The sequence below is a fragment of the Enterocloster bolteae genome (assembly GCF_002234575.2).
GTDB lineage: Bacteria > Bacillota > Clostridia > Lachnospirales > Lachnospiraceae > Enterocloster > Enterocloster bolteae.
On record NZ_CP022464.2, the window covers coordinates 4,216,345 to 4,241,910 of the forward strand.

Annotated in this window: 21 protein-coding genes; all 21 read right to left on the minus strand. The window is 47.4% G+C overall.

The window, feature by feature from the left end; translation table 11 throughout:
- Window positions 1–5: 5 nt before the first annotated feature.
- The 21 genes from CGC65_RS19575 to CGC65_RS19670 all read right to left on the minus strand — a co-directional run bounded on the left by CGC65_RS19575 (window position 6) and on the right by CGC65_RS19670 (window position 25,464).
- Window positions 6–935 carry a dipeptidase gene (locus CGC65_RS19575; RefSeq protein ID WP_002565083.1) on the minus strand — a complete coding sequence of 310 codons (930 nt, stop codon included), beginning with the start codon at window positions 933–935 and terminating at the stop codon, window positions 6–8.
- A gap of 59 nt (window positions 936–994) precedes the next feature.
- Window positions 995–1,294, minus strand: a complete 300-nt coding sequence (locus tag CGC65_RS19580; RefSeq protein WP_002565084.1) for a DUF6506 family protein — start codon at window positions 1,292–1,294, stop codon at window positions 995–997.
- Between the two features lie 125 nt (window positions 1,295–1,419).
- Window positions 1,420–2,610, minus strand: a complete 1,191-nt coding sequence (locus CGC65_RS19585) for a YgeY family selenium metabolism-linked hydrolase (protein ID WP_002565085.1) — start codon at window positions 2,608–2,610, stop codon at window positions 1,420–1,422.
- A gap of 29 nt (window positions 2,611–2,639) precedes the next feature.
- Window positions 2,640–3,839 carry a 4Fe-4S binding protein gene (locus CGC65_RS19590; protein ID WP_002565086.1) on the minus strand — a complete coding sequence of 400 codons (1,200 nt, stop codon included), beginning with the start codon at window positions 3,837–3,839 and terminating at the stop codon, window positions 2,640–2,642.
- Between the two features lie 20 nt (window positions 3,840–3,859).
- Window positions 3,860–5,056: a diaminopropionate ammonia-lyase gene (gene dpaL, locus CGC65_RS19595; protein WP_002565087.1), complete on the minus strand. Its 1,197-nt coding sequence runs from the start codon at window positions 5,054–5,056 to the stop codon at window positions 3,860–3,862.
- Between the two features lie 66 nt (window positions 5,057–5,122).
- Window positions 5,123–5,614 carry a (2Fe-2S)-binding protein gene (locus tag CGC65_RS19600; RefSeq protein WP_002565088.1) on the minus strand — a complete coding sequence of 164 codons (492 nt, stop codon included), beginning with the start codon at window positions 5,612–5,614 and terminating at the stop codon, window positions 5,123–5,125.
- A 2-nt stretch (window positions 5,615–5,616) separates the two neighbouring features.
- Complete coding sequence (locus CGC65_RS19605; RefSeq protein WP_007037120.1) at window positions 5,617–6,492, minus strand: FAD binding domain-containing protein; 876 nt, start codon at window positions 6,490–6,492, stop codon at window positions 5,617–5,619.
- 16 nt (window positions 6,493–6,508) lie between these two features.
- Window positions 6,509–8,869, minus strand: a complete 2,361-nt coding sequence (locus CGC65_RS19610) for a xanthine dehydrogenase family protein molybdopterin-binding subunit (protein WP_002565090.1) — start codon at window positions 8,867–8,869, stop codon at window positions 6,509–6,511.
- Window positions 8,860–10,206, minus strand: coding sequence for an amidohydrolase family protein (locus CGC65_RS19615; protein ID WP_002565091.1), 1,347 nt, complete (start codon window positions 10,204–10,206; stop codon window positions 8,860–8,862). Before CGC65_RS19615 ends, CGC65_RS19610 begins: the two co-directional genes overlap by 10 nt.
- Window positions 10,207–10,209: 3 nt before the next feature.
- Window positions 10,210–11,634 carry an amidohydrolase family protein gene (locus CGC65_RS19620; protein ID WP_002565092.1) on the minus strand — a complete coding sequence of 475 codons (1,425 nt, stop codon included), beginning with the start codon at window positions 11,632–11,634 and terminating at the stop codon, window positions 10,210–10,212.
- A gap of 93 nt (window positions 11,635–11,727) precedes the next feature.
- Window positions 11,728–13,167, minus strand: a complete 1,440-nt coding sequence (locus CGC65_RS19625; protein WP_002565093.1) for a uracil-xanthine permease family protein — start codon at window positions 13,165–13,167, stop codon at window positions 11,728–11,730.
- A 166-nt stretch (window positions 13,168–13,333) separates the two neighbouring features.
- Window positions 13,334–14,707, minus strand: coding sequence for a dihydropyrimidinase (gene hydA, locus CGC65_RS19630; protein WP_002565094.1), 1,374 nt, complete (start codon window positions 14,705–14,707; stop codon window positions 13,334–13,336).
- Window positions 14,708–15,234: 527 nt separating this feature from the next.
- A complete protein-coding gene (locus CGC65_RS19635) occupies window positions 15,235–16,764 on the minus strand; it encodes a rhamnulokinase (protein ID WP_002565095.1) in 1,530 nt (509 codons plus the stop codon).
- 15 nt (window positions 16,765–16,779) lie between these two features.
- Window positions 16,780–17,586: a class II aldolase/adducin family protein gene (locus CGC65_RS19640; RefSeq protein ID WP_002565096.1), complete on the minus strand. Its 807-nt coding sequence runs from the start codon at window positions 17,584–17,586 to the stop codon at window positions 16,780–16,782.
- 1 nt (window position 17,587) lies between these two features.
- Window positions 17,588–18,577 (minus strand): ABC transporter permease, encoded by a 990-nt coding sequence (locus CGC65_RS19645; protein WP_002565097.1) that lies wholly within the window; start codon window positions 18,575–18,577, stop codon window positions 17,588–17,590.
- A gap of 23 nt (window positions 18,578–18,600) precedes the next feature.
- A complete protein-coding gene (locus CGC65_RS19650) occupies window positions 18,601–19,545 on the minus strand; it encodes an ABC transporter permease (RefSeq protein ID WP_002565098.1) in 945 nt (314 codons plus the stop codon).
- Window positions 19,546–19,558: 13 nt separating this feature from the next.
- Window positions 19,559–21,061 carry a sugar ABC transporter ATP-binding protein gene (locus CGC65_RS19655; RefSeq protein WP_002565099.1) on the minus strand — a complete coding sequence of 501 codons (1,503 nt, stop codon included), beginning with the start codon at window positions 21,059–21,061 and terminating at the stop codon, window positions 19,559–19,561.
- A gap of 108 nt (window positions 21,062–21,169) precedes the next feature.
- Window positions 21,170–22,246: an ABC transporter substrate-binding protein gene (locus CGC65_RS19660; protein WP_002565100.1), complete on the minus strand. Its 1,077-nt coding sequence runs from the start codon at window positions 22,244–22,246 to the stop codon at window positions 21,170–21,172.
- A gap of 261 nt (window positions 22,247–22,507) precedes the next feature.
- Window positions 22,508–23,110 carry a sensor histidine kinase gene (locus CGC65_RS31865; protein WP_268742031.1) on the minus strand — a complete coding sequence of 201 codons (603 nt, stop codon included), beginning with the start codon at window positions 23,108–23,110 and terminating at the stop codon, window positions 22,508–22,510.
- A complete protein-coding gene (locus CGC65_RS19665; RefSeq protein ID WP_007037123.1) occupies window positions 23,111–24,247 on the minus strand; it encodes a cache domain-containing protein in 1,137 nt (378 codons plus the stop codon).
- Window positions 24,244–25,464 (minus strand): response regulator transcription factor, encoded by a 1,221-nt coding sequence (locus tag CGC65_RS19670; protein WP_002565102.1) that lies wholly within the window; start codon window positions 25,462–25,464, stop codon window positions 24,244–24,246. Before CGC65_RS19670 ends, CGC65_RS19665 begins: the two co-directional genes overlap by 4 nt.
- Window positions 25,465–25,566: the final 102 nt, after the last annotated feature.

Sequence of the window (25,566 nt, forward strand, 5' to 3'; positions counted from 1 at the left end):
GAACATCATTTAACTTGTTGCTTGAAGAACCGGTATGCATTGTCAAAGAAAATCTTCTGCACGGCCGCTTCCCCGATGCCGTGTTCCACCAGATAGTCCGCAAACCGTCCCACCCCGTAAGGCGTGTTCAGGTCGGGGTCGCAGGTAATCTCGCCGTCCATATCCCCGCCCCATGCTATCACGTCCTCTCCGCCTAACTCCAGCATGTGGTAGATGTGGCGCAGCAGATAGTCCTTGCTGCCATTGTCATCGTCGTCAATGAACCGTGAGAACAGGTTCAGGCCGCACAGGCCTCCACGGCGCACAATTTCCTTAAACTGCGCGTCCGTAAGATTCCTGGGATGGCTGCAGCAGGCCCTGACATTGGAATGGGATGCCACAAAGGGACGCTCTGCTATGTTTAACAGGTCCTCAAACCCTGCATCGTTGAGATGGGAGCAGTCCACAATCATGCCCACCTGCTCCATCCTCTTTACTGCTTCCTTTCCAAAGGCAGTGAGCCCGGTATCGTTGTTTGGCCCTGAACCCAGCTCATTGGCCCCGTTCCACACCAGTCCCAGCATCTTGAAATTCAAGTCAGCAAAGCGGTTTATGTTGTCCAGGTCTCCGTTTAACGCGGCTCCGCTTTCAATGGAGCGGATAAAGGCCCATTTTCCCTCATCCAGTATCCGGTCCAGGTCCGTGATTTTCTCCACCAGTTCAGCCTGGCCTCCTGTCCTTCTCACCTGGTCGTCCATGTACTGGTGGTAATCCAGTACGAACTGCACTGCCTCCTGCCCGCGGATATCATCAGGCACGAAAACAGCCATGACCTGGACAGCCTTCTGGAATTTCTCCCTGTCCCTGAGGGAGAACTGGGTGGTGCAGTTAAGATAATCTTCTCCCCGTTTTTTTAATTCTTCTATGGTGTCGCAGTGTAAATCAAACAGCCTCATAGTATGTATTCCTTTCTCTCTGGATTTGCCTGTGCCGGTTATGTGTCAAAGCCCGGCCATCAGCTCCAGAATGCCAGGGCCTTCTCAAACTGGTCCTGGGGGGTGGTCACATAGCCCACAGGAACCTTGCATCCGGTGGCCTCATACATTTTCTTTGCCAGTTCCTCCCCGAAAGCCCCGCAGACCTCAATGGCTCCAAAGCCTTCCTCTCCCAGACGTTTGGCCAGCGCCACAGCCTCTTCGGGATTCCTCACCGTGAGGATGTGTGTCTCAACCTGCTCCAGGTCCAGGCGCGCCATGTCCTTTTCCGGGTCATAGCCCGCGTTCATGATTACCATAGCCCACTTCTTCATTGCCATAATCAGTTTCCTCCTCGCTATGTTCTCTGCGTAACCAGTTATACCCCGGCAAACAGGGCAAAGCGTGCGGGGTGAACCGTACACGCTTAAGCCCTGTCTGCCAGGGGACTATCCTTTTAGTGATCCTATTTCAACAGCGCTTTCATGACTCCGTAATAGGATTCCATGACCTTGTTTAACTGGTCTATCTCAATGTATTCGTTGATGGTGTGGGCCAGTGTCTCTAAGGACGGGCCTACGCCTACGGAACGGATTCCTGCCTCGCCTGCATAGTGGCTGGCATTGGTGCAGAAATCATAGTTGGTGATGGTTGGGTTCAGGCCGATTTCCTTCATTTCCTTATAAATGTTCTGTACCCAGTCCTCGTTCTTGTCGAAGAGCCATCCCGGGAAGAAACGCTCTGCCTCGATGGTCTCGCCGGTCCAGCACTTCTCCTGGCCTACTGCGTAGGAAACCTTTGCCTTTAACTGCGGATCTTCCTTCATCATGCCGTCCAGAAGCTCCTGTAAGGGAGCCAGTACGCTCTCCTTTGTCTCGCCGGTGAGCAGACGTCTGTCATAGGTTGCGCGGCAGTAATCCGGCACAACAGAGGCGCCTGGGTATGGGGAGGATTTCACATCCACCAGCTCCAGGATGCCGTCGCCCAGCACATCGTGGTGAGGAGGTGTCAGCTTGTTGATTTCCTCGATTACCTTGCACATCTTATAGACTGCGTTTACACCCTTGTGGGGGCTGGCGGAATGGGCGGGAACACCGAAGGTTTCCACCACGATCTCAGCACGGCCTCTCTGGCCAATCTTCATGTTCAGCTGGGATGCCTCGCCGATAATAACATAATCCGGCTTCACATAAGCGCTGATTTCCCTTGCAGCCACGCCCTCGAAGCACTCCTCATGGACAACACCCGCAACGTAGATATCGCCGGGGAAGTCGTAGTCTGCATCCTCTGCATAGTAAAGTGCTGCTGCCAGCATAGCGGACAGGGCGCCCTTCATATCGGAAGTTCCGCGGCCGTACATCCTGCCGTCCACAATCTCAGCGCCAAATGGGTCGTGATCCCATTTTGTCTTATCCGGTACAGGTACCGTATCCATATGACCGTCAAAGAGGATCTTCGGACCTGGTTTGGATCCCTTTATGTGGCAGATACAGTTGCCGTATCTGTCCACGTGGATATCGGTAAATTTGTGCTCGTCACAGAATTTCTTCATGACGTCCACCACCAGGTTCTCCTGGCCGCTGTAGCTGGGAGCCTGAATCATTTTAGTTGTGAGGGCCAGAAGTTCCTCTGCCCTTTTCTCATTTAACATTGACATTTCTTTTTCTTCCTTTCTATTATATACTGCTACTTAACCAACTCGTAGAAGTCCTTTGACTTCTGTGCCAGTTCCAGATCCTTTTCTGTCTGAGGAGCCAGCTCTGCGGTGAGGGCGCCTGTGGGACATACGTCCAGACAGAGACCGCAGCACCTGCATTTATCCATATCCACTGTCATTTCCGGGAAGGTGAGCTTCCTGGCGTCATAGCAGCAGACGGTCTCGCACTTTTTGCAGCTCACACATTTCTTTGTGGTGCCGTCTTCCTTAAATGGTGTGAAATGGAACTTCAGACCGGAAATATGCTCTTCACTGGGGAAGTTTGGATGGGCTGCCCTGTTTACCTCCTGAATGGAGCTGTATCCCAGCTCTGCCAGGCGCTTTGACAGGTCATAGCACATCTTCTCCACATACTCCACGCCCTTAAGGATACCGGCCGTGCAGACGCCTACACCCATGGCTCCTGCCATCATGTACTCGATGGCGTCATCCGCCTTCATGACTCCGCCGGACGCGTACAGGTTCATAAGCTGGGGATTTTCTTTGGCAATCTGGTAATTGTAGCGCATGGCGATGGGCCTCATGGCAGCGCCTGTCATCCAGCCGAAGCCGTCCCCGCTCATCATCTCAGGAGCAGCCTTCTCAATGTCAATCTTCAGTGTGGGTCCGATGGAATCAATGGCGCAGATTCCGTTGGCGCCGTGCTCCAGGCATCTCCTGGCGGTTGCCGCAGTGTCGGGCCAGTTGCCGGACAGCTTGCAGATAACGGGAATATCCACATGCTCCTTGGTGTAGTCCAGCATGGGAAGCAGTGTGTCCTCTGTATAGGATACCAGCTCAATCATATGGGCTCCGGCACGTTCCACATCCTTTACAATGGCCTGGGCCTCCTTTAAGGTATGGCCCACGGAACCAATGACAACGGCTCCGGCTGCAACGGTTTTCGGTATCTCGTTCTCATACCAGTTCAGGCGGTCGGAATCAGCCCACTTCTCGCAGTTGATCAGGGAATCTTGGTTCACGGTGCCCATGTGGTGTACCGGGTTGATGGCTGCTCCCAGGCGGATGGTCTTTGTCACCACCGCGCCGGCGCCGGCCTCATGGCCCTTAATCATTCCCTCCGCCCCGTAGCATAAGGGTCCTGATGAGAGAATATAGGGGCTCTGCAGATGGCATCCGCAGAAGTCAATGGAGATATCCGCTCCGGTTAATTTTGATTTATCTAACATATTTTACCTCCAGCATTTGTTTACTTCAGTCCGCCTTCCCATACAATGGTCTTATAGCGGTCCGGATCCGTGTCTCCCTCGGTGGAGAACATAAGTACCTTGGAATCCTGATTCAGTCCAAGCTCCAGACGCAGCTCGCGGTAGGATTCATCCTTCATGATGGTGGCCAGGGCGCCGAATGTGGCTGCGCCGGACTCACCTGAAACCACCTGGGGGTCTCCCTTAAAGGGAGCTGCCAGCATGCGCATGCCTCTTCTGGCCACATCGTCGTTCACTGCCAGGAAGGCGGTCACATGGTTCTTTAAGATATCCCAGGAAGTGATATTGGGTTCACCGCAGCACAGGCCTGCCATGATGGTGGGCATTTCGCCGTCCACAATGCGTATCTCCCCGTCTGCCGCCTCTGCGCCCCTGTAAAGGCAGGCTGCAGGCTCTGCTTCCACCACTACCATAACCGGAGGATTCTTCTTATACTTGTTGGCAAAGTATCCCACCACGCCTCCTGCCAGGCTTCCCACGCCTGCCTGGACAAACACATGGGTGGGACGCTCCTCAAACTGCTCCACTGCCTCGTCAGCCATGGTGGAATAGCCCTGCATAATCCAGGACGGAATCTCCTCATAGCCTTCCCATGCAGTATCCTGGATGACCACGCCGCGCTCCGCGTGTTTGGCCTCCTCGGCCACCATCCTGACACAGTCGTCGTAGTTTACCTTCTCGATGGTGCACTCAGCGCCTTCATCCTCGATGTGGCGGCGCCTGTTCTCAGTGGAGCCCACAGGCATACGGATAACGCATTTCTGGCCAAGACGGTTGGCGGCCCAGGCAACGCCCCTGCCGTGGTTTCCGTCTGTTGCAGAGAAAAAGGTGGCCTGGCCGAACTCGTCGCGAAGCTCCTTGGAAGTGAGCACGCTGTAAGGCATCTGGCTGATGTCGCGTTTTGTCTCTTTTGCAATGTATCTGGCGATGGCATAGGAACCGCCTAATACTTTGAATGCATTTAATCCAAACCGGTAGCTCTCATCCTTTACACAGGCCTTTGCCAGGCCCAGATATTCCGCCATATTCTTAAGGTCTGCCAGAGGTGTTACCTGGTACTGGGGAATGCTTTCATGGAAAGCCCTTGCCTTCTTTACCTCCACCACAGACATGATGGGAAGATTTTTGTCTTCTGTCTTAGGCATCTTGTTTAAAGCCCATTTGATTTCACAGCTCATGTTCCAATATCTCCTTGATTTAATATTACAGGCAAACGTCAGACGCGTCCTGCCCCTTATTACCGGTTACAGCTTCTCCATATGGAGCTTCTTAAGCTCCTCTGCCGCCTGGTAGATGGCGTCGGTCAGCTGCTCATACCCTGTACAGCGGCACAGGTTTCCGGATATGGCACGGCGGATTTCCTCCCGTGTGGCATCCGGATTCTCGTCTAAGAGAGCCTTGGCGCTCATGATGAATCCCGGTGTACAGAATCCGCACTGGAGCGCATGGTTCTCAAGAACTGCCTCCTGCACCGGATCCAGCTTCCCGTCGCAGCCCACGCCCTCGATGGTGACCACGTTCCGGCCGTCCACCGCCGGAGCCGGCACCAGACAGGCCGTAACTGCCTTGCCGTCCATAATCACGGTACAGGCACCGCACTCACCGATTCCGCAGCCTTCCTTGGTACCGGTCAGGCGCAGGTCGTCTCTCAGCATATCCAAAAGCCTCTGGTGGGGTTTTACCTCCACCTGGCAGGGCTTTCCGTTTAATGTAAAACTTATTTTCATCTTCTCCACTGCTATACCTCCATTCCTGCTGCCTGGCACAGGGCCCGAAGTACGATTTCCTGGACCGCAGGCTCCTTATACTGGGTGGACCAGCGGACGCCGGTGCGCTCTATCATGACCTCTGACACGGCTTTTCCTGCTTTGGCAAACAGCTCCTCAGACGGCTTCTGCCCTATCAGGACCTGCTCGGCCTTCTCCACTCTGTCAGGCAGTATAAAGATACATCCCGGAGCGATTCTGGCTTCTGTGATGGTTCCCTCAGAGTCCATGGTAAGGGCCGCAGCGCAGTTAAGCCTGGATATGGCCAGAGCCTTTCTTCTGCCCAGCTTGGAAAATCCCATTCTGGTTCCCTCCGGCAGCTTCTTTACCACGAATTCGCGGATGAATTCTCCCGGTTCAAGCTTAAGGCTTCCCTTTCCCTCATAAAAATCCTTAAGCAGGCATACCCGCTCGCCGTCCTGGCCGTACACCTTGATAAGGACGTCCGCCGCAATCAGGGCCGGAAGGGGGTCGGAGGCAGGAAATGCATTGCCGATGCTTCCGCCCAGGGTCCCGCGGTTTCGTATCTGCGGGGAACCCACGGTGGCGCTGGCCCATCCCAGGAAGGGGATGTGCTTTGCAATGATTTCCGACTGTTCCAAATCCGTGTGGGTGGACAGCGGGCCGATGTATACATACTCCTCGTCCTGGCTGATATAGCGCAGCTCCTTGTCTAAATAGGTGATATCAAGCAGACACTGGAGGTCCTTCCATCGTTTATCCTTTTCGTGAATCTGGACCATGATGTCCGTTCCCCCGGCGACGATACGGGCCTTGCCGCCGTATTCCTTAAGCACTTTCACTACGTCGTCCAGGGAAGCGGCCCTGTGATACTTATACTGAATCATTTGCCGAATCTCCCTTCTACTGTAATTTATGTCCCAGCAATACTGTCTCTAAGTCTGCAGGATTTTCATAGACCCGGCGGCCGGTGGCGTTAAAGATGGCATTGGCAATGGCTGCCCCTACGCCCTCGGTGGCTGGTTCCCCGATGGATTTGGCTCCATAGGTTCCTGCCGGATCCTGGTTTTCATATATATTGATGTTCATTTTCGGAGCGTCCATGGAGGTGGGAAGAATGTAGCTGTCAAAATTCTTTGTCTTCTGCCCCCGCTTTCCGGTTACCACGTCCTCTGTCACCGCAAAGCCCTGGCCCATGACAATGCCTCCGTAAATCTGTCCCTTTACAAGAGCCGGATTGATGGCGGTACCCACGTCGTGGCTGGCTGTTACCTCCAGCACATCCACGTAGCCGGTCTTCATATCCACTTCCACTTCAGCCACGATGCAGCCATAAGCAAAGGTGGGGAATGCTTTTCCCTGTCCTGTTTCGTGGTCCTGAATCAAATCCTGGGGCTTAAACCACTCAAAGGCAGCCATCTGTTTGCCGGTCCAGAGACAGGCATTGCAGACGCCGGAGAAGGGGACCTTCACATCCGGATATTTCTTCAAATAAAACTGGCTGTCTAAAAGCTCCACCTGATCTGCTGTCAGCTTGCTGTAATCCAGGGTTCCCTTCTTAAGGCCGTATGCCTTCTCGATTTCCTCCAGCGGAAGGCTGTGAAGCTCCAGGGCATTCTGGATCATGACTCCCTTCAGCTTCTCTCCCGTCTTTCTGACGGACTGTGCTCCCATGACCGTTCCTCTGGAAGCCACTGTCATGCCGCAGTCCGGGATGGAATGGGTGTCGGTGCCGAAGAAACGGATTGCCTCATAGCTCACACCCAGGGCTTCTGCCGCAATCTGGGCATAGGCTGTCTTTAATCCCTGGCCGTTCTCTGCCAGACCGGAATTAATCATCACGGAACCGTCCTCGTTGCAGATCATCATACATCCTGAAGCGTCCGGAGATTCAGCTCCCAGGCCGGAACCCCTGTGGCAAACGGCCAGGCCGATGCCTCTGCGCTTACGGCTTCCCTCAGGCTGGTTTAAGTAGGCCGCATGCTTCTCCTTGTAACCGGTCTGCTCTGCGGTGGCGTCCATGATATCCTGTATCACGCAGTGTTCCACGGGTACGCCGGTGGCTGTCAGAGCTCCGTCGTGGAGAAGGTTCTTGCGGCGGAATTCCAGTTCATCCATACCGCAGGCCATGGCCAGCTCCTCGATGAACTGCTCCTGCGCCCAAATCAGCTGAGGGGATGAGTAGCCTCTCATGGCGCCGGAGTGTACATTGTTTGTGAACACACCGTATGTATCCGTCTTGATATTATCAATCTCATAAGGGCCTGCTGAATGGACATTTGCCCTCCAGTTCATGAACTGGGTCTGGTTGTTGTAGGCACCGCAGTTATCCACCTGCTCGCCCTGCCAGGCCACGATCCGTCCGTCCTTTGTGATTCCGGCCTTGTAGCGGAGGCGGAAGGGATGGCGCTTAGCGGATTCCAGGAAGGAGTCCTCCCTGTTGAACACGAACTTAACCGGCTTTTTCGTCAGGCTGCACAGGTAGGCGCATCTTCCTGCCACCAGTCCTGCTCCTTCTTCCTTGCCTCCGAAGGTGCCGCCCAGGGTCTCCTGGACCATGCGGACCTGGTTCATGGGCACTCCCAGCACATCCGCCACATACCTTCTTGTAAAGAAGGGATTCTGGGAAGCGGAATGTACGGTCATGGCGCCGTCATTGGGATTCAGGTAACAGATACATGCCTCCGGCTCAATATAGGAGTGCTCAATGTACTGGGTCCTGTATTCCCTCTCCAGAACAATATCCGCCTTTTCAAATGCTGTGTCCGGGTCTCCTTTGCGGATATGGAACACGGAATCCTTAAAAATATTGTCGGGATATTTCTCATGGACCGCAAAGGCGCCCTCGCTTAAGGCTTCCTCGATGGTATACACGCCCGGAAGCTCCTCATACTCCGCATGAATCGCCTCCAGAGCCTCATCCACCAGCTCCTTTGACTGGGCTGCGACCATGGCTACACAGTCGCCGGAGTAACGGATGGTATCCGTCAGATACATGTATCCTGCCCAGCTTCTGGTGCGGGGCATGTCAAAACAGGTAACAACAGCCTCCACGCCCGGAATCGCTTTTGCTTTCGCGGCATCAATGGACACTACCCTGGCACTGGAATAGGGGCTTCTTAAAACGCCAGCGTAAAGCATTCCTTCCATATATATGTCCGCTGCGTAGCGCGCCCTTCCCGTTACCTTATCCACCCCGTCAATACGGGGTACGCAGTGGTTTACCACAGAAAAATGTTTTTCGCCTACTTTTGTTAACGACATTCTGAATCTCCTTTCCAGAACCTCTCTGTCTTTTCTTCCATCTCTCTGCGCACAGCCTCTTTGTCAAGAGTCACCAGCTTTCCGTCCCTCTTAAGCCATGCGCCTCCCACCATCACGTTTATCACATTCTGGGGGTTGGTAAAAAGTACTAATTGGTCATATACGTTATATTCATTGATGGGAGTGGGTCTTGCCACATCCACGGTAATCAGGTCGGCCAGCATGCCCTCCTTTATGACTCCCGCCTCTATGCCCACTGCCTTTGCGCCGAGCTCCGTTGCCATACGGTACACCTTCCTTGCAGGCATGGCCTGGGGATCCTTATGGTAGCCCTTGTGAATCAGGAACGCTCCGCGCATTACTTCAAAGAAATTGTTCACATAGCCGTCCGTGCCCAGGCCAACGGTCATGCCGGCCTCCAGCATTTTCTCTATGGGAGCTATTCCTCCGCCCACCTCGCAGTTGGACAGCGGCATGGAAATGGCATTCACGTCTTTTTCTGCCAGGATAGCTATTTCCTTATCAGTGACCTGTACCAGCTGGGAAGCCAGGACGTTTTCGTCCAGGCATCCCATGCCGTCATATGCTTCCACCGGCGTGGTTTTTAAATGTTCCCTGGCCCATGCCGGTTCAAGGTCGCTTTCACTCATATGCATGTGAAGCAGGCATCCGGCTTCGTCTGCCATGCGCTTTGCTTCACGTATGAAATCCTCGCCGCAGGTAAACAGGGTGTGGATGCTCATGACGCCTTTCACAAGACCGTTTTCCTCATTACAGGCCTTTGCAAAGTCGAAGTTTTCCTTCAGACCCAGCCGGCCGTTTTCCCCGCTCTTTCTCTCGCAGGCCTCAAAGGACAGGAAGCCCCGCAGGCCGGCTTTCTCCACTTCCTCTTTTTCTACCGCAAGAGCGCCGGGAATGGAATTAGGTCCTTCCAGGATATCCACAAAGGATGTAACCCCGGAGTCAATCATCTCCACGCAGGCCCACCTGGTGGTGATACGCGCCAGGTCATGGTCCACTCTGTCCTCCACGTAGGGCCACCAGAAATCCTCCAGATAATCGGAGAAATCCGTTACCATTGCCTCTGCCGTGATGCCGTGGGAAAGGACGCCGTACATATGGTTGTGTCCATTGACAAAGCCCGGAAGAAGCATCTGTCCCGGAAGGCAGACTGTCTGCACCTCCTCATTGCTTCCGCTGCCCAGGGTATCCCATGGACCCACACAGGCAATCCGTCCTTCTTCTATCCGGACGCCCCAGCCCTTTTTCAGGCCCTCCGGCGTCAATACATAGTCTGGTTTTATAATGGCCGCTGCCAGATTTCCATTTTTTATCATTCTCTACTGCCTCTCATATTTTCTATAAGTATCATTCCACTTATGTCCTTCTAAGCGGTTGGTGATATTGCCTCTCACGCAGAGTTCCTCCGCTGCCTTCTGGGCTGCCCGAAGCTCTGTCTTTTCATCCTCTACTGTCAGGATAACACCCTTTTCCATGACTGCCCTGCCGTCCACATACACGTCTGTAATGTTCTTTAATGACGCGGAGTACACCAGGGTGGAGCATGGGTTGTGAAGAGGTACTGCCTTGACGCACTCATACGGGTCAAAGATTACCATATCCGCCTTCTTGCCTGCTTCTATGGAACCAATCTCCTTTTCCATTCCAATGGCCCTTGCGCCGTCTATAGTGGCCATCTCCACCACCTTCTCAGCCGACATGGACAGCGGATCCCTGGTAGCGCACTTCTGCAGCAGGGCCGTGTTCTTCATCAGCTCTATCATGTCGTTGGCGTTGTTGGAAGCAGCTCCGTCCACGCCCAGAGAACAGGTGACCCCTGCCTTTAAAAGCTTTGGAATAGGTGCCACACCTGATGACAGGTACATGTTGGAACATACATTGTGGGAGATCTTAAGGTCATATTTTCTGGCCTTCTCGATATCCTCATCCGTCAGATGCACACAGTGCACCATCAGTACGTTGGGTCCGCAGATTCCCATGTCAATCATGGCGTCGATATCCCACAGTCCGTGGATGCCCTTGGCTGCCTCCCTGTCAAACTCTGTCTCAGAGATATGTATGGTAATGCCTGATTTGTACTCGTTGGTCACCTTCCAGAGCATCTGAAGCGTCTCCCTGGTGTTGGACCACATGGCTGCCGGCGCCACCCAGATTTTAATGCGGCCGTTGTCACAGTTGTGGTAGCGCTCAAAGATATCCCTGACGCCCTTCTCGATGTCGTCCTTCTGCTGTGTGATGCCCGGATGCACGCCGTACTGGATTCCGGTGTCCATGCAGCCCCTGCCGAAGATGCCGCGGATTCCCAGCTCCCTCATGGCCTTTATAACGCCGTCGTCCAGCCCTTCCCTTGGATGGGGATACATATAATCCACGTTGGTGGTGATACCGCTGTGGATGCCCTCCATCAGGCCCAGCATGGCGCCGTGGTAGCAGTCATCGGGAGTCAGGTTGGTGGCTGCGGGGAAGGTCATGGTTTCCAGCCAGTCCTTTAACACCATATCATCTCCCAGTCCCCGAAGCAGGGTCTGGAACAAATGGTTGTGGGTGTTCACAAAGCCGGGGAACATTACCCTGCCCTCCAGGTCCGTCACGCGTTCACAATCCGTATACTTGGCCTCCATTGCCTCGGTAGGTCCCACTTCCACAATCCGGTCGTCCTTAACGGCTACCGCACCGTGAAAGAATATCTCCCTGTCAGGATTTACCGTTACAATGATTCCGTTTTTAAATAAATGGCTGATCATAGTCAAAACTCCTTTTCTCTTTGATTCACACAAATGCTGCTCTCACACGTATGGTTCTCGCACGTATGGCTCTCACACGTACGGCTCTTACAATCAGGCCCTGGCTGTTCCCAGCTCCTGGTCCTTGGCAGATACAGCGTCATCTTCCGTCTGGCTGATTTCCCTTATGTACTCTGCTTCCACTTCCTTGTCCGTCTGGTCCTTTGGAAGTATCAGGTTCAGTATAATGGCAAATCCGGCCACCAGGATGATGGATGACTCCCCGAAGAACATCTGTACATATTCACCCATGCCTGACAGCGTATCCTTTGCCAGAGAGATGCCCAGTCCCAGTGCAAGGGCAGGTCCGCATATAAGCATTGCCCTGTTGGTAAATCTGGCTCTTGCCACCAGGCTCATGCCTGACATACATATCATGGAGAATACCACGATGGTGGCTCCGCCGATAACGCAGCTTGGGATGGTGGAAAGCACGCTGGCCAGCTTTGGACAGAACGCGGCTGCCGTCAGTGTGATGGCGCCCCAGCCCATAACCCAGCGGTTACAAACCTTTGTCAATGCAACGATACCGGAGCACTGGCTGTAGGTTCCTGTTGCAAAACAGTTGAAGAAGGAGGAAAAGATACATGCAATGCCGTTGGCGATGATACCGCCCCGCAGCTCCTCATTCTTCGGCTGTCTGTTAAGACCGCCTGTGGCCGAAACCGTAAAGTCTCCTGACATCTCCACTGCATTAATGAAGAACAGCAGGATAAATACCAAAACAAAGTTCAGGTGGAACTCCAGTTTTCCGAAAGCCATTGGCCTTGGAACAGCAAACCATGCCGCTTCGCTGATGGGCGAAAAATTAATGTATCCGAAGATGGCTGCTATCACATATCCCACAATCATGCCGCCCAGCACTGCTGCCGCGCTGACCATGCCCTTGCCGTAGCCGTTCAAAATCAGAATGGCCAGAATAACAATCAGACCGATGACAAAATTGTGGAGCTGTCCCATGGACGGGTCACCCTGTCCGCCTGCCAGATTATAGGCAGCTATGGGGAAACAGGAGATACCGATAGAGGTGATGATGGTTCCTGTCACCACTGGCGGGAAAAATCTCCTAATTTTTGGAAGGGCAAAACCGATAGCAATAGACACAAGACCGCCTATAAGCTGCGCCCCAAATAATACCCCTAACCCATAATTGACAGATACGGAAATGCAGATGGGAAGAAATGTGTATGTCAGTCCCATCATGACAGGCAGCCCTGATCCGAATTGAATATTGCCGAACCGTATGGGGAATACCTGCAGAAGTGTGGCCACGCCGGCTCCCAGGATGGAGCACTGCAGAAGCAGTGTAGCGTGTGAAGTGTCCATGCCGCTTGCATTTGCTACCAGAATCATGGGGACTATGTTTCCCACGAACATGGCTAAAAGCTGCTGGAATCCCAGCGGAAATGCCTGTGCGAATGGAGGGCGTCCATTTAACTCATAAATGGAGCCAGTTTTAATAGTTGAAGTACTTTTGGATGCATTCTTATTCATGTTGTTCTCCTTTAACTGATTAAGAATACGAAAGGGGGCTTCTTCCCTTCGGGTGTTCCTGACTTCGTCGTTACCCACCCTGATTCGTACCAGGATGTGCCTGTGGTATGGTTCTTTATCCGTCCAGTGTACAGGCTTGACAGATAGACTAAAGCCGGAGAAAAGCCTATCTGACCAATGTGTTCCTGAGTAAATAGTTGCCGGCCGGTACATCTGTCTTAAATGCGCCGTCCTCTATGATTTTTTGCCCTCTCAGAAATACATGCTGGACTTTATGTGAAACTACCATTCCCTGGTATGGGTTGTAGTCTACATACTGTTTCTGTGTGCCGGCATCTATGACATGACTGCTGTCCGGCCGGATTACCACCAAATCAGCGTCGCTGCCTGGCTGTATCACTCCTTTCCTTGGATATAAACCAAATATTTTTGCTGGATTTTCTGCTGTCATCCTGGCGATGTCGCTGTATGTAAGGCCATGGCTCTCAGCCTGTGAATACATAAGCTCCAGCCGGTTCTCCACACCCGGAAGTCCGTTAGGTATGAGGCGGAAGTCCCCCAGGCCCAAATCCTTCTGGCCCTTGTAGTTAAAGGAACAGTGATCCGTGGAAACCGTATCCACAATCCCCTTCTTAAGTCCCCTCCACAGGGCTTCCTGGTCCCTGCTGCTTCTGAGCGGCGGGCTGCAGACATATTTGGCCCCCTCGAAACCGGGAAGATGGTACTTTTCCTCTGTCAGGAACAGGTATTGAGGACATGTCTCGCAGTAGACCCTCACTCCCTCTTCCTTTGCTTCCTCTATCTCCTCAAGCGCCTGTCTGGTGCTGGTGTGGACTATGTAAACCGGAACCGTGAGAAGCCTTGCCATGTCAATCATCCGGGACACGGCCTCATGTTCCACCTCATTGGGCCTGGACATCGGATGGAGGGATATATCCGCCGGATGCCCGGCTGCCAGTTCCTCCCGGCGCACATCCAGGATATCGCCGTTTTCGCAGTGTACCATCAGAAGGACACCGTGTTTCTTCATCAGTGACAGGAGCCGGTACATATCACGGTCCTCCACTCCCAGGTCCCCCTTGTAAGCCGTGTAGGCCTTAAAGGAAGTGACTCCCTGGCGAATCATGGAGAGGATTTCCTCCTCTATCCCCTCGTCATACCGGGCCACGGTCATGTGGAAGGAATAATCCGTAAATGACCGTCCGTCCGCTTTCTCATGCCACCGGTCCAGGCCGCTTTGAAGGCTGGCCCCATGGTCCGGCTCCGAGAAGTCAATCACGGTGGTGGTTCCCCCCGCCACAGCCGCCCTGGTGCCGGTCTCAAAATCATCGGAAGTCATGATGCTGCCGCAGGGCATGTCGAAATGGGTGTGGGCGTCGATTCCTCCCGGCGCAACCAGACAGCCGGACACATCCATCACCTCTTCCCCTTCAAGGGGATTCAGGCCAGCGCCTGTCTGTAGGATTCGTCCCTCGTCCATGCGGATATCCTGCCGGGTACATCCTGACCCGCTGACCACAATTCCGTTTTTTAGCAGCATCCTTTTCACCTCTTTATCCTGTACTTTATCCCGTATTCCCGGTTAAACCAGCTTCCTATTCCGGCTTTTACCGCAATTATCGTTAATTTTTAGACAAATATAAACAAAAAAAACAAGAGCCGCAACGCTTTGTCAAAGGTTGCCAAACTCTTGTTAGGGTTAACAAAAATTTTTCTCTCCTGGTGGAGCTTTATGATTATGTCTACATTTTACATCTTAATCTCAAAATGTCAATATACTACCAAAAGATTTTCGCCAAACAAAGCATTTTCATGTATTACTTACAATTCCCCCACTCCTTCTTTGTGATATTTTCCGATAAATTAGTTATTCTCGTCCGAAAATAACGACAATTCTAATTGGTATATTTTTGAGACGGAGAGCAAAAACCCCTGTCCGGAATAGTCCGGGCAGGGGTTGGATAGAGTATTATCAAACTGTAATTTCTTGGCTAACACTTGGTGCCTGAGAAGAAAATTTCTTCTTTTTTTTGATGGCACCAGAAAATGTTTGTTATATTTCTATCATTAAAACTCCTTCCAAAATTTTCTGCCGGAACATACATTCAGCGGTTCATATGCATCCCTCATAAAATCTTCAAATTTTTCTTTCCATTTCCCTGTGTCCTCGGGCATATATGTTGTCAGTGGATATGTCCTCTTTAATATATCTTTTACATCTTTACGGCTTTTAAGCAATCCTTCACCATATAACTGACAAAGCAGATTTCCAACGGAAGAAGCCTCAGTCACACCTGTTAGGACCGGCAATCCCAATGCATTAGCGGTATATTGATTTAACAAGGCATTTTTACTCCCACCTCCCAATACATAAACTTTTTTAATATTCTTACCAGACAAAAGGATAAGTCGGCGTATGGTCAGACAATACTTTAACGCCAGACTCTCAAACACAATTTTTGCAATAGGACCAGGCAAATATGGATTTATTTTAATTCCATATCGCCTCTCAATATTACGGCTAATTGCAAGCGGCATATCTGAAGGTCTGTAAAAATCAATATGATCCGGATCTATGTAAAGATTCGTTTCCTTTGCTTGGGTTGCCAGGCGGACAATATCCTCAAACGTATATGTCTCCCATCTTTTATGGCACATCTGTACAATCCACATTCCTGTAACAATTTTCTTAAACATGTTTGAGTGAAGGGGCATAGACGAATTAGATGCGTTAAATTCCCATCCTTCCCTTGAGATGACAGGATTTCTTGTCTCCATACCTATAAGTGACCAGGTACCGCTGGATATGAACATCCAGTCTTCTCCATCATCCGGAACTGCAAATGCCGCGCATGCCGTATCATGAGAACAAGGAGCTATTACCTTTGGACAATATGATAATTCCATATCAGCCGCTGTCTGCGCATGAACATAACCTAACGTTTCTGTACATTGTATCACATTGCTTTGAAGAGTCAATGGTAAGTCAAATGCCTTGAATATGGCATTCTCCCATCCATTTGTTTTCTGATTCCATAGCCTACTGTAACTGGACAGTGAATGTTCAACTCCTCTGTTGCCACACAAAAGATAATGAAAAATATCAGCTACGAAAAGGATTTGACAGCCGTCCCTCAACCGGCAGTCACCTTTCTCTTTAAGACGGACCAACTGGTGAAGAGTATCACTCAGCATACACTGATTTCCATTGTATTGGTATATTTCCCATGGTTCCATGCAGCCATCAGCCAACTGAAAAATATCATCATCAAATGTCAGTCCCCGATATGATTTAGGCAGCAACAACAGATTTCCGTCTTTATCGATCAGTCCAAAATCCGAACCAAACGCATCTACGCCAATGCTTATAATCTGAACCTGATTCTGTTTTGTATATTGTTTGATTCCTTGAATGATTTCTTCGTAATATCTATATACGTCCCGTATCCGGTCTTGAATCACAAACACATCCTCTGTCACGAAACGATGTATTTCTTCAGTACATAGCTGTCCGTCATTAATCCATCCCACAATCAGCCTCCCTGTAGATGCCCCGATATCGACCGCGATATGTACCTGTCTTTTTAAATCATCCATTGGGTCCCCTCCCCACTAAGATATACTCGTCATTCTTTTTACCACCATATCAGCCAATTTTTCAATACAGTCATCGGACAGTGTCACCGAATCCACCTCAATATCCTGAAGTGATTTCCCTTTTTCCAGATTAACGGTCTCCCGGCCTGTCCTCACCTTATTCAGTGCAGAAATGGGATGGAACGCCTTTTCCAGTATATCCAGCTGTTCGTTGCTCAAAGGACGAAAATCCTTGATAATATATTTCAGTATTAAAGATGACTTGGCAAATGCTTCTGCTGATTCCAGACAATACCATGCGTCCTTAGGTGACGTTCCCCATGAGATAGGCCCATGATTAGCCAGCAGGATTACTTTATGATCGTTCAGAAACGGAACGATTGATTGCGCCAAATCACTGGTTCCTGGGCACGCATACGGGGCAACTGGTATCTTACCGGTAATCAATGTGGGTTCCGGCGCAGTGGCCATATCCAGTTCAATGCCGGCACAGGCAAACGTGCTGAGGTACATGCAATGAGCATGGCAGGTGGACATTGCATCCTTGTTATGTTTATAAACCATAAGGTGCATGGCTGTCTCACTAGTTGGGGAATATCCCTCTGCACTTTCAAGGATATTTCCATCCAGGTCTATTTTAAACAGCATATCTGGTGTCAGTTCCCCTTTGCTGACACCTGTAGGAGTTATTAAAACCGTATTCTCCCCAACTCGTACCGTAATATTCCCATCATTAGCTGCTACCATCTGCTTGCTCCACATCCTGTGTCCTATTTCGCAGATTAACTCCCTTGCTTCTTTTTCAGACGGATAATTTTTCATTTTACATCTTTCCTTTCATTAATGTTTTTATATTTTTTCCAAAGGTCACTCCGCTTTCGCTTGCCGATTGTATTAATACCACAATCAATACCAGTATGCCTATAATAACCTTTTCCCAGAATGGATTCAGCAATGACTGCATATTGAAAATATTCGTCAGCATTCCCATAATTAAAACACCTATGAAGGTACCCGATATATGACCTTTTCCACCTGTCAATGCAGTTCCACCAATGACACATGCAGCTATAACATCCAGTTCCTTCCCCTCACCTGCCAGAGGATAAGCGGCTCCCACCCTGGATACCAGGGTAATTCCTGCCAAAGCCGCCATCCCCCCTGTAAAGATATGAGAAAACATAAGTGTTTTTTCTACATTTACTCCCATCATCCTTGCTGCCTCAGTATTACCGCCTACTGCATACATATTTCTCCCCAGCATGGTATGCCTGAGAATATAAGCTCCTGCAACAGCACAGCATATAAACATTACAGATGGAACCGTAACATATGGTGCCAGAAGTCCTCTCCCTATATACTGGAATTGTTCAATGGAATTTGATGCAAAGTATGTATTCTCGTTGGTTAAAACAAGTGTGGTTCCCTTTACAGCCATCATTGTTGCCAGGGTTGCAATAAAAGGCGCAATTTTTATTTTATTGATAAGAAATCCATTTATAGTCCCAACTATAACGCCTGTAAGCAACGGAACAATCACTGCCAGTATCAAACTATAATTGCTGAAATATAATGCAATATATCCACATAATCCAATCATGGTTCCCACACTTAAATCAATCGAACCGCATATAATTACCATTGTCATTCCAACGGCAATCATTCCGTTCATGCTTGCCTGTCTCAGTACATTTGTCAAATTTTCCAGAGTAAGGAAACTTTTGTTGATACAGGCAGCCAGGATAATCATGAAGATTAAACCCAAAATGGCATTATGTCTTTTTAGTAGTGTTTTTATCTGAATTCTTTTCATTTCCTCTACCCCGCTCTCATGGCTTAAACCTTTTTATCCCTGCAATTCTGAACATATAATGACACAACAATAATGGCTGCCTTAATAATAAGCGAATATGAATACGGAATATTATTCATGTTTATCATTATAGTGATTAGCTGGAGCACCAAAGCCCCACACAGCATTCCACCAATATTAGGTTTACCGCCTGACATGGGGGTCCCGCCCACCACAACCGCTGCAATCGCATCTGTCTCTTTATTCAATCCCATGTTTACAGGGTCAGCACAGGTAATACTGCTGGTTTCAATAATGGCCGCCACACAAGCCAGGACATTGCAGAGCACATAGCACATGGTCACAACTGCCACTACATTGATGCCGGATATTCTGGTTGCCAGCGCATTATCACCATATGCCTCCACATAATTACCGAAATATGTCTTTCGCATCAATATAAAAATAGCCAGAGACAGGATTACAATGAAAGCAAATTGAATCGGTATGCAACCGCCTATTTTTATGTAGGCAAAACGGCTGAATGCAGCATTCTTATAACTTAAACGTGTACCGCCGTTCATTAACTTGGCAATACCTCTTAAGGTATACATCATAGCCAAGGTAGTAATCATCGGCTGTACCTTAAATTTGGTAACTATAATGCCAGTGACTGCTCCTGTTAATGCGGCCACAGCCAAAGATGCAATCACGCCCATGACAATATGCCCATTCAGAATAAATTTTGCCAAAACCATGGATGACAAAGCAAGTACGGACCCAACCGATATATTAATTCCTCCTGTTGCTATAACAATTGTCATTCCAAGTCCCAGTATCATAACCGTTGTGGCCTGCGTAAATAAATTCCAAAGAGTCATGACACTGATAAAGTTTTTAGTAGTAAAACAGTTAATAACAACCAGTATAATCAATGCAATTAGCGCTCCATACTGCCGCATCAGATTCTGACTGGGATTCTTTTTCATAGTGATACCTCCTCTATGCAGGGCTATTGGCTATCCACTTCATGATATTTTCTTCAGATATTTCATCTCTGTTCAGCATACCCCGGACAGTTCCATCCCTCAAAACAAATATCCTGTCACATCCACGCACCAGTTCTGATAACTCAGAAGAAATCAACAAAACACTGATTCCTGTATCTGCAATCTCTTTTATTAAATCCTCCACTTCTTTTTTTGCCCCCACATCAATCCCTCTTGTGGGTTCATCTAATATAATCAACTTTGGCTTGGTAGCAATCCATCTTGCAAGCAATACCTTTTGCTGATTACCACCAGACAGATTCTTAAGCTGTTGCTCCATGGACGGTGTCTTTATTTTAAATCTCCGAATATACTCTTCTGCCAATGCCTCTTGTCTCTTTCGGTTAATAAACCCTCTTCTGCATATTTGCGGAAGACTAGAAATTGAGATATTCTCACGGACTGTCATATTTGGAATAACCCCCTCCTCCCGCCTGTTTTCCGTCACAAATGCCAAACCATTTTTCAATCCGTCCTTAGGTGCTTTAAGAACAACCCTTTTTTCATCAATTACGATTTCACCGGAATCTGGTATATCGTAACCAAACAGTACTTTGGCGGTTTCTGTCCTTCCTGAGCCCAATAGTCCGGTAAGTCCCACAATTTCTCCTTTTTTAACATCAATACTTACACCTGACAGTTTAGGATGACGTACTATGTCTTTCAGCATGACAATAAACGGTTCACCATTCCCATCATAAACACGGTTATTACCTTTTATTTCCCTGACATCCCTTCCCACCATCTTTTCAATTAACTGAAATTCGGTCAGTTGTTCCGGAAAATACGTTCCCTCATAGGCCCCGTCTTTTAAAATGGTAATACGGTCTGATATTTCGTAAACTTCATTGAGACGGTGTGATATAAAGACAATACCGAGTTTCTTTTCCTTCAGCTGTTTAATTATATTAAAAAGCATTCTGACCTCTTTTGAATCCAGAGAGGAGGTTGGTTCATCCAGAACCACCACCTGACAATTTAAACTTACCGCCCTGACGATAGAAACCATCTGCTGCGAAGCAGTACCGTATTGATTTAATGGAAGTCTGCTCTCTATATCCAAACCTAAATCATCGAGCAGTTTTTGTGCATTTTTATGTAGGGATTTCCAGTCTATTCCTGCTTTTGTTCTGGGGTACCGTCCCAGATATATATTTTCTCCCACGCTCAGATATGGGATCATGTTCAATTCTTGATATACCGTACTAATGCCTGTTTTCTGGGCATCAAAGGTATTATGGAAATGTACTTCCCTGCCATTAAATACAATATTTCCCCCATCCTTTTCATAAACGCCTGTCAATATTTTGATTAAAGTGGATTTACCAGCTCCATTTTCCCCCATTATAGTATGTACTTCGCCTGGCTTTAGATTAAAATCCACCCCTTTTAAAGCGCGTACGCCAGGAAACTCTTTTACAATCCCATGCATTTCAAGGATATACTCTTCTTCCATCTATAATTTCACCCCTCTACTCTCTTTGACACTCAGTTATTCTTATAATTTGACTGCCCCTCCTGGTTATTTCATAGAAGGGGCAGTTAAACCATGGGACTTATTTACTTAAAACGCATCCGGCAATTTCTCCTCGGCATTTGTACTGTCAATAATATACTCTTCATTATTGATGATGTGCTCCAGTTTTTCTTCGTTCAAATACTTTTCCATAGTATCGAAAGCAACTGGACCAAATCTTGGATTACAGGTAGCAATGCAGTTCATTTCCCCTGCTATGATTGCCTCTACTGCTTCAGCCTGTCCATCAATAGCAATTACCTTTACATCAGTTCCCGGATTCATTCCCGCTGCTTTTAAAGCAAGTACAACCCCCAGTGCCATCTCATCATTATGACAGTAAACCACATTAAAATCACCGCCTGTTGATTGAATAATATTTTGCATTACCTTTTGAGCTTCTGTTCTGGACCACTCACCGCTCTGGGTTGCTACAATTTCCATATTCTCATACTTTTTTACTCCGGTCTCGAATCCTGCCTGGCGGTCGCGTACATCACTTCCCCCTACTTTGCCGGTAATCTGAACTATTTTATAACTGTCTGCGCCTCCATTCTCGCTTAACCAGTCAGCACATGCTTCTCCCTGCCATATATAATTTGAAAGAATCGTGCAGATATAATCCACGCCCGGTGTTCCATTGGCCTCTCTGTCTAACAGAATTGTAGGAACACCCTTAGCCTTTGCTGCCTCTATTGCAGGCATAATGGCCTCCATATCAATAGGTGCTATAAACAGAAAATCCAAATCCTGTGTAAGCAAATCCTCTACATCTGAAATCTGCTTGGCTGTATCCAGTTCTGCATTGGACATTACAAATTCATACCCTCTGGATTCTGCTTCCTTCTGCATACTGTCAACCTGCGCAACTCTCCAGGCACCGTCAATAGCCAATTCGGAAAATCCCACTTTAAAAATACCATCACCGTTTATATCTCCTTTTATTTCTCCCGATACCTTTTGAGTTGTATCAGTACCTGCTTTCTCTGACTGAGCCTCTGTTTCCGATGCTGCAGCTGATGTTTTTGCTGGAATATCATTTGAATCGTCTTTTGCGCATCCCATAACACAACTACTGACTATCATGATACCTGCCATTAACATTGCCAAACCTTTTTTTCTCATGCCTTTCTCCTCCTAATTATTAGTGTCTTTCATAAAAGCTAATTATTTTTCATGTTTTAATTATATCCATAATTATTTCTTTATTTAATAAAGCATTTTTATATAATTCTTAACATTTTTCACTTATTTTGCGCTTTTTAATGTAATAATATATATTAATTACAATTTTGCATCAAACAATTTGTGCAGTATTTACATAATCAAAAAAAGCTACAGGATACCACACTTTTTCAAAGCATCTACCCAGCAGCTTCTTATATCTCACTTAATTGGAAAAATCACTTTTACTGATGTATAAGCGCCCTCTTTACTTGCTATTGCCACTTGATAGCTGTCCCCGTAGCAATAGTGTATTCTCTGACTTACATTAACAATCCCATATCCCCCTATTTCCTTGCTGACTGGCGTTCCTTTTTCCAATGCCTGTCTTAAAATTTTCAAATTTTCCTGTGCAATTCCTATACCATTATCATATATCTCTATGATTCCTATATCCCCGCTTTTCATCAGATGTATTCTTATAAACCCTTTTCTTCCACTATCTCTTAGACCATGCGTAATCGCATTCTCTATTAACGGTTGTAATGTAAATTTAGGTATAATGACTGTCTTCATCAATTGTTCGTCCAAATCATTCACTATTTCAACAGAAATTTCATCCCTATAACGAATCATCTGCAAATCTACATAAATTTTTGCGTGGTCCAACTCCTTTTCCAATGTAACCATCTCTTCTTCCATCCTCAAAGATATTCGGAAGAATTTAGATAGCGACATCAGGGAATGAATTGCCTTTTCATACTGTTCGACTCTAATCTGCCAGGAAATATGATCTAACATATTATATAAAAAATGCGGATTCACTTAGGCCTGAAGAGCAGAAAACTGCACTTTTCTCATAGCACGTTCTTTATTCTTTACCTCTTCAAACATCTGATTTACTTTGCTTATTAAATCATTTACACCTTCATTTAAATCATCCAGTTCATGGTATTCGGTCTCTACCGCTATGTACTCCCCTCTCCAAATTTCCCGATTTCGATTCATTCCATCCTGAAGTTGCTTAAGAGGATGGTTAATTGTATCCGCAAATCGCCTTCCAAAATAAATGGAGGCAAAAGTAACCATTATAATAAGGATAAATAGAATTGTAAGCGTATTGAGCACTTCGGTTTTTATCTTGTTGAACCAATTTGTTGTCATACTGATTTCCCATCCGTTGCTTAATTCACGGTGAATTGATTCATCAAGATGTGTTTTTAGTATATTTCCCTTTTTCCTTATCTCTCCTAAATCGTACTGCCATACAGGTGTACCATCCTCCTCTGTAATGGATACATTCAGGTCTTGTGTTGTAACTGTTTTGGAAAGCATTTCACTGAAGGTATTCAAATTAATTTCCACCAATATGACACCTACAATTTCCCCGTTTCGATAATTGATAATGGGCTCACCTATGGATATATAACCCTCTTTTCCCGGATTTGCAATCACCCTGGAATACTTATAAAAACCATTTCCCTGTATTCCCTGTGTGTCTCTTATATCTTTATACCATTGCTGCTGGCTATATTTTTCTTTATTGTAAGGAAATACGCTGGATTTAAAACATCTTCCGTCATCCAAAAGAATATAGATACCATCTAATGTATTGCCATAATTCTGATTAATCAGCATCATGGTTGTATTGATGGTCGTTCGCTGAATATAGTACTCTTCTTTTTCCTCAAATCGTGATACCCTTAAGGCATTTTGAACAGACAAATCATTTTGAACAATATCAATCACTTTAATCCCCTGGCTGATTGTACCGTCTATATTATCAGCATATAAATTCAAAACTGTCTGAAGATTTTGTTTTGTGGAATCAATCAAGGAATTTACATAAAATACTGCTGTTATGATGGTCATAACAATCATCGGAATGATTGCAATTAACAGGTACATCCTCCGAAGAACCTGTACAATGTTTTCCTTTTTCTTTGTTTTTATCCTATTCATTTTCGGGTGTTTCTCCTATACTCAGATGGTGGCAATCCTGTTTCCCGCTTAAAAACAGTTGAAAAATAGGTGGCATTTTCATAACCCGAGGATTCTGCAATATACTCAATTTTGTCATCATCCTTCTCTAACATTAGCTTTGCATAGTTAATACGTACCCTGTTGATAAATGATGTCAGACCACAATCACATTTTGTGGAAAACAGGGAAGAAAGATACCCCGGTGATACTCCAAGATTTACTGCTACCTTATTCAAACATAGCTCCGAATCCTTAAAATTTTTCTCGATAAACAGCTTTGCTTCCTGTATCAAATCCTTTGTTCCCTGTGTACCAGAATCAACTTTCTCTTTTTCCGATTCATCTTCCTCTTTTAGAGAATCCCAGACAAGTCTCCAGTATTGTTCGTGAACCGTATCAATTGAACTAAAATCCCCAGCCCTTATAAAGGTCACCTTTATGCTGTTTTGTATATGATTCAGAACTGTCACGTGTTTTGATACCATCTCCTCGGTTTGCAATATCTCCTCTTTTGTTTGCGCATGAAAAAGAAGGACAACGTTATCAAATCCCTTTTCAACTATGAAAAATGAATCACTCTTTTGTACCATATCTTCAATATCATCCATAAGCCGCTTATAAGGATGTTTGCTTTCTCCTCCTGTCTCAGAAGAAAACCCGTTAAACAGGAGAATTCCCATCCTCAGTGTCTTTTCTGAAAATTGTTGATACTGTTCCATATAATAAGCACATTCTTCAGAAGTCAGGGTGCCATTTATCATTCCATTTATGTAGATTTCCGGTCGCATGACCTTTTGAATCATTATCTGTTCTTCCCGGGATTTTAAGATTTTATCGGCTGCCTTTTGTACATATGTTACCAGTTCCTCTGGTTCAATTGGTTTTAGTACATATCCCATGCAGCCATGTTTCAGTGCCTTTCTTGCATATTCAAACTCTTGAAATCCGCTGATAATGATTACCTCTATATTGCTTTTGACCTCTTTTACACGTTCAAGCAATGAAATTCCATCCAACAGCGGCATTTTTATATCCGCTATCAGTATGTCCGGCCGTTTCTCTTTCACAAAATTTAATGCTTCTACACCGTCTTTAGCCGTTGCAACTACTTCAATACCATAATTTCTCCAAGGTATGTACTTTGACAAACAGTCTAATATAAATGTCTCATCATCTGCAATTACCATTCTCAGCATAGAAATCCCCCTGTTAAGCCATTATTTCCTCTTATTTTAGTACGTCATTCAAACAGATTCATTATAACACCTTCTAACGGCTCAATAAAAGACAGGGGGGAA

What these genes read in the sequence shown, in the direction of transcription:
- CGC65_RS19665 (WP_007037123.1), bottom strand. Translation starts at nt 24,247, where the DNA reads ATGAATAGGATAAAAACAAAGAAAAAGGAAAACATTGTACAGGTTCTT.
- CGC65_RS19640 (WP_002565096.1), bottom strand. Translation starts at nt 17,586, where the DNA reads ATGAAAAATTATCCGTCTGAAAAAGAAGCAAGGGAGTTAATCTGCGAA.
- CGC65_RS19620 (WP_002565092.1), bottom strand. Translation starts at nt 11,634, where the DNA reads ATGATCAGCCATTTATTTAAAAACGGAATCATTGTAACGGTAAATCCT.
- CGC65_RS19580 (WP_002565084.1), bottom strand. Translation starts at nt 1,294, where the DNA reads ATGGCAATGAAGAAGTGGGCTATGGTAATCATGAACGCGGGCTATGAC.
- dpaL (WP_002565087.1), bottom strand. Translation starts at nt 5,056, where the DNA reads ATGAGCTGTGAAATCAAATGGGCTTTAAACAAGATGCCTAAGACAGAA.
- CGC65_RS19605 (WP_007037120.1), bottom strand. Translation starts at nt 6,492, where the DNA reads ATGATTCAGTATAAGTATCACAGGGCCGCTTCCCTGGACGACGTAGTG.
- CGC65_RS19575 (WP_002565083.1), bottom strand. Translation starts at nt 935, where the DNA reads ATGAGGCTGTTTGATTTACACTGCGACACCATAGAAGAATTAAAAAAA.
- CGC65_RS19650 (WP_002565098.1), bottom strand. Translation starts at nt 19,545, where the DNA reads ATGAAAAAGAATCCCAGTCAGAATCTGATGCGGCAGTATGGAGCGCTA.
- CGC65_RS19610 (WP_002565090.1), bottom strand. Translation starts at nt 8,869, where the DNA reads ATGTCGTTAACAAAAGTAGGCGAAAAACATTTTTCTGTGGTAAACCAC.
- CGC65_RS19670 (WP_002565102.1), bottom strand. Translation starts at nt 25,464, where the DNA reads ATGCTGAGAATGGTAATTGCAGATGATGAGACATTTATATTAGACTGT.
- CGC65_RS19615 (WP_002565091.1), bottom strand. Translation starts at nt 10,206, where the DNA reads ATGATAAAAAATGGAAATCTGGCAGCGGCCATTATAAAACCAGACTAT.
- CGC65_RS19590 (WP_002565086.1), bottom strand. Translation starts at nt 3,839, where the DNA reads ATGTTAGATAAATCAAAATTAACCGGAGCGGATATCTCCATTGACTTC.
- CGC65_RS19645 (WP_002565097.1), bottom strand. Translation starts at nt 18,577, where the DNA reads ATGAAAAGAATTCAGATAAAAACACTACTAAAAAGACATAATGCCATT.
- CGC65_RS19660 (WP_002565100.1), bottom strand. Translation starts at nt 22,246, where the DNA reads ATGAGAAAAAAAGGTTTGGCAATGTTAATGGCAGGTATCATGATAGTC.
- CGC65_RS19625 (WP_002565093.1), bottom strand. Translation starts at nt 13,167, where the DNA reads ATGAATAAGAATGCATCCAAAAGTACTTCAACTATTAAAACTGGCTCC.
- CGC65_RS19635 (WP_002565095.1), bottom strand. Translation starts at nt 16,764, where the DNA reads ATGGATGATTTAAAAAGACAGGTACATATCGCGGTCGATATCGGGGCA.
- CGC65_RS19585 (WP_002565085.1), bottom strand. Translation starts at nt 2,610, where the DNA reads ATGTCAATGTTAAATGAGAAAAGGGCAGAGGAACTTCTGGCCCTCACA.
- CGC65_RS19655 (WP_002565099.1), bottom strand. Translation starts at nt 21,061, where the DNA reads ATGGAAGAAGAGTATATCCTTGAAATGCATGGGATTGTAAAAGAGTTT.
- hydA (WP_002565094.1), bottom strand. Translation starts at nt 14,707, where the DNA reads ATGCTGCTAAAAAACGGAATTGTGGTCAGCGGGTCAGGATGTACCCGG.